The 8,860-nt window shown below is 69.6% G+C and carries 7 protein-coding genes; 2 read left to right on the top strand and 5 right to left on the bottom strand.

Going from position 1 to position 8,860, the window contains the following annotated elements; all coding sequences use genetic code 11:
• Positions 1–3 precede the first annotated feature (3 nt).
• The 3 genes from QOZ89_RS43030 to QOZ89_RS43040 form a co-directional block, all read right to left on the bottom strand.
• Positions 4–831, bottom strand: a complete 828-nt coding sequence (locus QOZ89_RS43030; RefSeq protein WP_083417985.1) for an ABC transporter permease — start codon at positions 829–831, stop codon at positions 4–6.
• Positions 828–1,757: an ATP-binding cassette domain-containing protein gene (locus QOZ89_RS43035; RefSeq protein ID WP_241841416.1), complete on the bottom strand. Its 930-nt coding sequence runs from the start codon at positions 1,755–1,757 to the stop codon at positions 828–830. Before QOZ89_RS43035 ends, QOZ89_RS43030 begins: the two co-directional genes overlap by 4 nt.
• 318 nt (positions 1,758–2,075) lie before the next feature.
• On the bottom strand, positions 2,076–2,741 hold the full coding sequence (locus QOZ89_RS43040; RefSeq protein WP_312629944.1) for a hypothetical protein: 666 nt from the start codon (positions 2,739–2,741) through the stop codon (positions 2,076–2,078).
• A gap of 600 nt (positions 2,742–3,341) precedes the next feature.
• Here QOZ89_RS43040 and QOZ89_RS43045 point away from each other — a divergent pair.
• Positions 3,342–5,324: an acyl-CoA dehydrogenase gene (locus tag QOZ89_RS43045; protein WP_071046721.1), complete on the top strand. Its 1,983-nt coding sequence runs from the start codon at positions 3,342–3,344 to the stop codon at positions 5,322–5,324.
• 250 nt (positions 5,325–5,574) lie between these two features.
• A complete protein-coding gene (locus QOZ89_RS43050) occupies positions 5,575–5,871 on the top strand; it encodes a hypothetical protein (RefSeq protein WP_083418099.1) in 297 nt (98 codons plus the stop codon).
• A 235-nt stretch (positions 5,872–6,106) separates the two neighbouring features.
• Here QOZ89_RS43050 and QOZ89_RS43055 read toward each other — a convergent pair whose 3' ends face one another.
• Together QOZ89_RS43055 and QOZ89_RS43060 are read right to left on the bottom strand one after the other, a co-directional pair.
• Complete coding sequence (locus tag QOZ89_RS43055) at positions 6,107–6,355, bottom strand: hypothetical protein (RefSeq protein ID WP_007516179.1); 249 nt, start codon at positions 6,353–6,355, stop codon at positions 6,107–6,109.
• 631 nt (positions 6,356–6,986) lie between these two features.
• Entirely contained in the window at positions 6,987–8,714 is a 1,728-nt protein-coding gene (locus tag QOZ89_RS43060; RefSeq protein ID WP_312623741.1) for an IS1634 family transposase, read from the bottom strand.
• Positions 8,715–8,860 lie beyond the last annotated feature (146 nt).

An 8,860-nucleotide genomic window follows, 5' to 3' on the forward strand; every position in this document is an offset into this window, starting at 1 on the left:
CGCTCATCCGGGTAGGTCCCGACGCAGCGCGGCGAGTGCGGCGGCTGTCGCGGCGGCTCCCCAGCCGAGCGCGGCCCACAGGGACACCGCGTCCAGCTCCGAGGTCGGCCAGCCGAGCACGCCGAGCGGACTGGTCACCGGGCCGCGGAATCGGCTGGAGTCGCCGATCAGCTCCAGGAGACCCACCCCGACCAGACCGAGCAGGGCCGTGCTCGGGCCGCGGGCGATCGACCCGACCGCCACGCCGACGACGCCGGCGGCGCAGACGGCGAGGACGACGACGGCGAACGCGCCCGCGAGCTCGCCGGGCCGGTCCAGGCGCATCGTCCTGGCGTCGTGGCGGCCGACGCCGACCGCGACCCAGGCGGTGAACGTCAGCGCGGACAGGGCCGCGCCGAGCGCCACGACGGTCAGCAGCTGCGCGCCGAGCACCCGGTGGCGGGCGGGTGTGACGAGCCAGGTGAGGGTCGCGGTGCGCCAGCGGAACTCGTTCGCGGCGATCTGGACTCCAAGTGCCATCAGCAGGTAGCCGAGCAGCAGGCCCGACCGGGAGCGCAGGCCCTCCCATGTGCTGATCGGCGACGCCTGCGAGCCCCAGAACACCAGCGTCGGGATCTGGAAGATCAGGAACAGCGCGACGGTGTTGCGCTGACCGCGACTGGTGGCGATCTTGAAGAACTCGGTGCGCACCAGGACGCCTAACCCGGCGGGCCGGCTGGCTCGCGCCCGTACCCGCGTACGGGCGCGGGTCCGGTCCTCGGCGCCGCCGTCAGAGGCTCGGCCCCGCCGGCCGTCCCGCGCGCCGTGACCGCCGGGGAATGCGGCGGTCATCGGCCGGCCACCCGTGGGCGCGCGACGTGGGAGCCCGCCTCCAGGCCACCCGCGTCGCCGCGGGTCAGGGCGAAGAAGACGCCCTCCAGGTCCGGCCCGGTGGTGTGCAGCTCCACGAGGGGGATCCGGTGCTCGGCAGCCACCTGCCCGACCCGCTCGGCCCAGCCGTGCGGGAGCCGCAGCTCATCCGGCCCCACCCGGTGGACCAGCGCGCCGGGCTGGCTCGCCGCGGCGGCCGCGGCGGTCGTCGCGCCGGCCTCGGCCGCCCGCTGGTCGGCGAGCAGATCGGCGAGCAGGTCGGCATGCGGGGTCCTGACAGTCACCGAGCCCTGGCCGATCTCGGGCATCGGGGCATCCAGGGCGACCCGGCCGTGGTCGATGATCACGACGTGGTCGACGGTCTGGGTGACCTCGGCCAGCACGTGGCTCGACAGCAGTGCCGTGCGGCCCTCGGCCGCCCAGGAGCGCAGAAAGTCACGCAGCCAGCGGATGCCCTCGGGGTCCAGGCCGTTCGCCGGCTCGTCGAGCACCAGCAGCTCCGGGTCGCCGAGCAGGGCGCCCGCGAGCGCGAGCCGCTGGCGCATGCCCAGCGAGAAGGAACCGGCGGCGCGCTCGGCCGCCTCCTCGAGTCCGACGAGGCCGAGTACCTCGTCCGTCCGGCGCCTGCCGACCCGGAGAGGTATCGCGAGCGCGCGCAGGTGATCCGCCGCGGTCCGGGTCGGGTAGGCCGCCGGCTCCAGCACGGCACCAACGCGGCGCGCCGGGGCGGCGAGCTCGCGGTAGCCGCGCCCGTCGATCAGCGCGTGGCCGCTCGTCGGGGTGACCAGCCCGAGCAGTATGCGCAGGGTGGTGGTCTTGCCAGAGCCGTTCGGCCCCAGGAAGCCCGTGATCGATCCGCGCCGCACCGAGAAGCTGACGTCGGTCACCGCGTGCACTCGCCGGTACCGTTTCGTCAGATTCTCGACGGCGACGATCGGACTGACGGCGGGCCTCCCGCGGCGCGATGACGGTGTTGGGCCAAAGGGTGCGCGAAAATGATCTTCCTTCGCGCACCCGGCGGCCACCGTCCATGGGATCACAGGGCCAAAGGGTGCGCGAAAATGATCTTCCTTCGCGCACCCGGCGGCCACCATCTATGGGATCACAGGGCCAAAGGGTGCGCGATAGTGGCGAAGCCGAGCGTCAAGCGGCCCGCCTCACGTTCGCGGTGCCCCTACGATAGCCAGCCGCACCGGCCACGATCGTCAGGAGATGTCCGCCCACCGGAATTCGCCGTTGGGCTCGCGCAGGCAGGCGACCGGGCGGCCGGAGGGATCCTGCTGGACGTGTCCCATATCTGAGCTATCGCACTCCGCGCCCGGCGCAGGCCCTTGCTGCTGTTGCTGGGACGGAACGTCCGACCAGCTGCCCAGGCCATTGGATCCGGGCGTCGGCGGGGCGCAGTAGAGCGTCAGGCCGTTGATCGCGATGGCGGGCGCGGTGTCCTGACCAGGCGCGCAGGGCTCGCCGACGAAGACGGGCGACGCGGACACGTTGGGCTTCGCGGATGCCTCGCTCCCTCCGGAGGGAACCGGGTCGCCGCCGCCGGCGCCGGCTGCCGCACCACCACCGCCCGGCTCGCCCGAGCCCGTCGTGCCACCGGCGCCGCTGTCGGTGCCGCCACCGCTGGTCACGCCACTCGTGGTGGGCGCGGGCTGAGGGCTCGGCTCGGGCGTGGTGGGCCGCACCCCCGGGTCCGTCGTGGCCGCCGTAACCCCTTGGGGGGCGGACGAGCCAGCCGTCTCGTCCTTGCTCTGCCCGCATCCGGTCAGGGCGGTGACGACCAGCACTGGTAGTACACCCGCCACGACCGCCCGGCGGCCGAGACCAGGTCGCCGGTTTCGCCGGCGAACGTGTGCCCAACCGGCCACGGCCTACCTCCTCCACCCGGCGGACCGCGGGCGCGCGCCGACCGCTGGGAGCAACTGCCGACCGCCCGGTTACAGGGCGCTCGCTAAGCTATCGCGCTCCGTAGCGCCGCGCCGCCCTTCCGGCGGCTCCGTCAGCCCATGTCCGACCGATACCCATCACTCAGCTTAGATAAGCCATTGATCGTTGGATGGCCATCTGTCGTGGTTTGGGTGTGGACGCCGGCCTCTTCGGGTGATCGGGCGCCCGGTGGCTGCCGTCGAGTCGCATTTGCGTCCTGGTTACTGACGAGTAGCATGGGGTATCACGTACTCGCCGGTAACTAAGTCAACGACGGCCCGGCGGGTCGCGGCGAGGGTGGGACTGGCCGATGGCCGTGACGAGGCGATGAAGCCTCGGCGCGGCCGGAGGCCCTAGGGACACGGCCGAAGGTCGCGCGATCATGGCGAAGCCTCGCGCGGCCGGAGGCCACACATGACACGGCCAAAGGCCGCGATGGCGAAGCCTCGCGCGGCCGGAGGCCACACATGACACGGCCGAAGTCCGCGCGATCATGGCGAAGCCTCGCGCGGCCGGAGGCCACATATGACATGGGGGCGGCCATGGGGCACTACCGGAGCAATCTGCGGGACATCGAGTTCAACCTCTTCGAGGTGCTGGGGGTCGACCGGATCCTCGGTACCGGCCCGTTCGCGGAGATGGACCGCGAGACCGCCCACGAGGTGCTGGCCGAGCTCGAGCGGCTCGCGGTCGGCCCGCTGGGTGAGTCGTTCGCGGACGCGGACCGCAACCCACCCCAGTTCGACCCGGCCACCGGCACCGTGCGGCTGCCCGAGTCGTTCAAGAAGTCCTTCGCCTCCCTGCAGGAGGGCGAGTGGTGGCGGCTGTTCGTGCCCGCGCACCTCGGTGGGCTCGGCGCTCCGCCCACGGTCGCCTGGGCGGCCTCCGAGCTGATCCTCGGCTCGAACCCGGCCGTGTTCATGTACATGGCCGGCCCCACGTTCGCCGGCATCCTCGACCGGCTGGGCACCGACTGGCAGAAGAAGCTCGCCGGCTGGGCGATCGAGCGGCAGTGGGGCGCCACGATGGTGCTCACCGAGCCGGACGCGGGCTCCGATGTCGGCGCGGGCAGGTCCAAGGCGGTCGCGCAGCCAGACGGCACCTGGCACATCGAAGGCGTCAAGCGGTTCATCACCAGCGGTGACTGGGATGTCCCCGAGAACATCTTCCACATGGTGCTGGCTCGGCCGGAGGGCCACGGCCCCGGCACCAAGGGCCTGTCGATGTTCATCGTCCCGAAGTTCATGCCCGACCCGAACACCGGCGCCCCCGGCGCCCGCAACGGCGTCTATGTCACCAACGTCGAGCACAAGATGGGCCTGAAGGTCTCCGCGACCTGTGAAGTGCGTTTCGGCGAGCGGGCACCGGCGGTCGGCTGGCTCGTCGGTGACGTCCACGACGGCATCGCCCAGATGTTCCAGGTGATCGAGCACGCCCGGATGATGGTCGGCACCAAGGCCATCGCCACCCTGTCCACGGGCTACCTCAACGCACTTGAGTTCGCGCGCACCCGCGTGCAGGGTGCCGACCTGACCCAGGCCGCCGACAAGACCGCGCCGCGGGTGACCGTCATCAACCACCCGGACGTCCGGCGGATGCTGATGGCGCAGAAGGCCTACGCCGAAGGCATGCGCGCGCTGACCCTCTTCACCGCCTCCTTCCAGGACACGGTGGCACTGGCCGAGCAGACCTCCCAGATCGGCTCCCAGACCTCCCCGATCGCTGACCTCCCAGATCGACTCCGTCGATCCGGCAGGGACCCTGTCGCTAATCGGGCAGGGACCCCGGATCCGGCAGGGACCCCGGGCGTCCCGGGCACGCATGATGCGCTGTCCGGCGGCGCCGGATCGGACGCCGAGCGGGCCGCGCGGATGAACGACCTCCTGCTGCCGATCGTCAAGGGCGTCGGCTCGGAGCGGTCGTACGAGCTGCTGGCCAGCGCGCTGCAGGTGCTCGGCGGGTCCGGCTACCTGCAGGACTACCCGATCGAGCAGTACATCCGCGATGCCAAGATCGACACCCTGTATGAGGGCACAACGTCCATTCAGGGCCAGGACCTGTTCTTCCGCAAGATCGTGCGGGACAAGGGCCAGGCGCTCACCGCGCTGCTCATCGACATCCAGACGTTCGCGAAGGGCGACGCCGGCAACGGCGCGCTGGCCGGGGAGCGTGACCAGCTCGCCGCCGCGCTCGAGGACGTCCAGTCGATGGTCGGCGGGATGGTCGGGTTCCTGACGGGGGCCGCCGACGACAAGCGTGAGGTCTACAAGGTCGGCCTGAACTCCACCCGGCTGCTGATGAGCCTCGGCGATCTGATCATCGGCTGGCTGCTGCTGCGCGGCGCTGAGGTCGCCCTGGCGGCGCTCGCCGACTCGCCGACGGCCAGGGACGTGCCGTTCTACCAGGGCAAGATCGCCGCGGCGAAGTGGTTCGCGGCCAACATCCTGCCCGAGCTGCGCGCCCGTCGCGCGATGCTCGAGGCCACCACCCTCGACCTCATGGATGTCCCCGAGAACGCTTTCTGACAACCTGACCAGCCCCGCCCACGATGGGCGATCGGCCGCCTGGTGCCTTGCCAGGCGGCCGATCGTGCTTCCCTCCCGGATTCGCGTTGGGTTGGCCCGCGGCCTGGGCGCTGATCTGGAGCGGGCCGCCGGAGGACCCGGCGCCTGGGCGCGCCTGGGGTGCGTCCGTCTGATGGCGCGTGGCGGAAAGGTCGACGTGTCGGACAGACCGCTTGTTTCCGGCTAGGTCCTACCGGGGTACCGATCTGGTATGGGAATCATGGCAAGTCTCGGGTTCTTCGCGTTCGGCGCGGTCTTGGCGTTCGCCGTCCGTGGCGACACACCAGGCATCGATCTCACGGCGGTCGGTGTCATCGTGATGCTGGTCAGCGTCATCGGCTTCGCGACGGCGCTCTACCGCGAGCGGTGGCGTCGGCACGTCTTCGAGGAGTCCATCGAGCAGGGCACGCACCCGCCGCTTCCGCCCGATGATGGCATCGTCCTCGTCGAGCCGACGGCCCCGCTCGTCGCTCCCGCGCGTGACATCGCCCCGGATATCCACCGCTGATTCCTCGCCGTACCGCAGTGCGCCTGGTCTCGACGGCCGGCGCACACCGGCACCGGAACAGACCCGGCGGGAACCCTTGGCTCCATGGGTCTGTCAGCAGGTGCGCGGCGGGGATGCGTGCGCTTTCTTCGCCCCTGGCCAACCTTTTTTCAGGATGTACGGAGAGGCGGGAAATGCTTCCCCCGCACGGTGCCTTCGGCGCCGTGCGGGGCCCCCTGCATCTGGCTAGACCTGGTCAGGAGGTCCGGAGCGGGGGGAAAGCCTGATCGAGCTCGTTGCGCATGTCGCGCTTGAGGATGTCGTCGGTCTCCGACGAGGGCTGGCCCTCGAGGAGGAAGCGGGCGACACGGAGAGTGAGATCGACCCGCTCGGCCAGGTTCAGCGCGCCGGTGAAACGACCGCCGGTGGTACCCGCGGATGAGGCAGAGGTGAGCACCTTGGCGACGAACTCGTCCGCGGCCAGCAGAGCCTCCACGCGCGTCATGCGGTTCACCCCTTTGTCCGGGAAGCCGGAGTCGTGCCGATAGCTGGACGCGTGCGCCACGGTACCAGGCCGGCTCCGGCGCCTGTTGTTCGCCCCATCTGCGGCCTTTGCTGCTACCTGCCACTCTTGGCCATCCTGGAGCCATCCATTGAGGCGCCGAGCGGCGGTGGTGCGCTCCGTCATGATCGCGGGGCCGACCCGTCAGGCACCGGCTTCGTGATCTGGCAAGCCGGTCACGGAACCCAGCCACGGCCGGTGACGGCGCATTGGCGCAGTGCCAACCCAGCCATTCTGGTGATCCTGATCCACGCCGACCAACGCCGTACACCTTGGCCGGGAACCACGTGGGGAGCAGGGTTCCTGCCGGATCCGGGGTCCCTGCCGGATCAGCGGAGCTGATCTGGGAGGTCTGGGAGCTTGCGGACGGGGTCTCTGCCGGATCGGCGAAGCCGATCTGGGAGGTCGTGATCGGGGAGGTAAGCGATCTGGGAGGTCGTGATCTGGGAGGTCGGGCCCAGCGCCCGACATGAAGGCGAGCGCGTCCAGCGCCTCGTCCATTAGTCCGAACTTACTTGATCTAGGACGCACTGCGGGCTCGTGACTTGCGGGTTCGCGGCAGCCATTGATCGTCTTACTGACTACCAACGGTCTTGGAGATAGGCGCGCCGATTAGCTGGAAGACCTTTCTCTGGGTTTCGGTGGCGTTCGTGAGTAGCTGAAGGCTGCCGCCGCCGCTGATGCGGATCTCGTCGCGGGTCAGGGTGGCCAGGTGCGCGAGGAGGCCCTGGAAGCTGTAAAGAGGCGTTCCGTCGGGCTGTTCCTTGCGTGTGGATTTCCGGTTGGCGGCCTCGGAACGGAGAGCGGGCGCGACCGGGTCGGTGCGGCCTGGCGGCTCCTCGTCCGTGAAGGTGAGGGGGGCGAGCCGTTTCCTCAGGTGCCAGGTGATGTAGGCAGCGAGGGAGCAGATCAAGAGATGTGCGCGGACCCGGTTTTCCAGGTAGTGGTAGATCGGTCGCACCTGAAGGTCGGTCGTCTTGATCGTACGGAAGACTCGTTCGACCTGGGAGAGGTTCTTGTACGCGGTGACGATCTCGTCTCCGCGCATTCCGCTCGCGTGTTTCTCCTCGGCGCGGACGACGTAGATGCCGTCGAGCGCCGCCTCGGCGGCGATGCTCTCCTCCCGCCGGGCGATGGTGACATCGGCGTCCGTGATCGTGATCTCGAGGTGCTTCGCCATCTTCCGCCTGTGGACAATCTTCCCGATCTTCATGCCGATGTCCGCGGCGCCGACGATCCGGCCTTCCGTGACGGCGGCGACGACTGGGGCGAGCGCCTTTTCGGTGGCATCGAGCAGTTCGTCACGCTTGCGGGCACGCTCGGCTGCCAGGAAAGGGTTCCGGCAGGCGATCAGCCGCTCTCCGGGAAATTTCGGGTGGCGGATCTCGGCGAGGTTGGTCTCGTCGAACAGGGTCGGCTGCAGCGGGCCGTCCACGGCCGCGAGCTGGGCGATCTGGGGCGCGCGCAGGGCGGTGATCCATCCCAGGTCGTCGGACTCGCGGAGCGCCCTGATACGCGCCGACGTGATCATCCCTCGATCGCCGACCATGATCACACTCTTCAGGTGGAACGTTTTCTGGACGGCGTGCACGGCTTCGATGAACGCGGACGGGTCGCCGGTGTTACCGGGGAAGACGCGTATCGCGACAGGCCGGCCGTCGGCGTCCGTGAGGACTCCGTACTCGATCTGCTCGAGCCCGCGACGGCCGTCACGGGAATAGCCATGGGACGCCAGCGGGCAGCAGTGCCCTTCCATCCAGGACGACGACAGGTCGAAAAGAACCTGGCCGCCGTCGACGAGATGCCGGCCCACGAGTTGCCTTTCGATGTCGTCCTGCCGGTGTAGCAGCCAGTCCATGGCGGCATAGATCTCGTCGGTCGACGCCGTGTCTATCCCCAGGTCCGCGCCGAGCGTGTTGTCGGACCACCAGGATCTGGTGGCGAGCTTCGAACCGGGCTGGATAATCCGGGCGACAATCAGCGCTAGGGCGATATCCCGCTGTCGCCCAGCCGGCCCCAGCAGTGCCGGCAGGCCGAGCTGCCGGGCGACCGTCATGACCGCGGCGACATTGCCGTGCTGAAGAGACCGAGCGATCTCGACATCTTTCTCGACATCGACCAGCGTCCGGCCCGCGAGCGCTTTCCTGAGCACGTCGATGGCCGCCGGCGGAAGGTGCGAGACGTTCGCAATGGTCTCGTTCTTGACCTTTCCGTCTTCCCGGAAGGTACGCCGCACCAGATGCGACACGTACTCCCGCGGCTCGCCGGCCGCGTTCGTCTGCCGACTGACAATCCGGTCCACGTGCATAGCACCCGTTTGCCTCGCCACGAGTCGATGATCCCATCCAGCAAGATCCCGATCAAGCAACCTACTGACTACACTTCGGACAACACAGGCCAAAGTGCCAGGCTGTGCGCGTAGCGATCTTCGAGCACTCGCAAGTTCGG

This window comes from Pseudofrankia coriaricola (genome assembly GCF_032027725.1).
Taxonomy (GTDB): domain Bacteria; phylum Actinomycetota; class Actinomycetes; order Frankiales; family Frankiaceae; genus Pseudofrankia.

Excerpts from the sequence above, each read along its gene's own strand:
- QOZ89_RS43030 (WP_083417985.1), bottom strand. The coding sequence starts at position 831 with ATGACCGCCGCATTCCCCGGCGGTCACGGCGCGCGGGACGGCCGGCGG.
- QOZ89_RS43045 (WP_071046721.1), top strand. The coding sequence starts at position 3,342 with ATGGGGCACTACCGGAGCAATCTGCGGGACATCGAGTTCAACCTCTTC.
- QOZ89_RS43050 (WP_083418099.1), top strand. The coding sequence starts at position 5,575 with ATGGGAATCATGGCAAGTCTCGGGTTCTTCGCGTTCGGCGCGGTCTTG.
- QOZ89_RS43055 (WP_007516179.1), bottom strand. The coding sequence starts at position 6,355 with ATGACGCGCGTGGAGGCTCTGCTGGCCGCGGACGAGTTCGTCGCCAAG.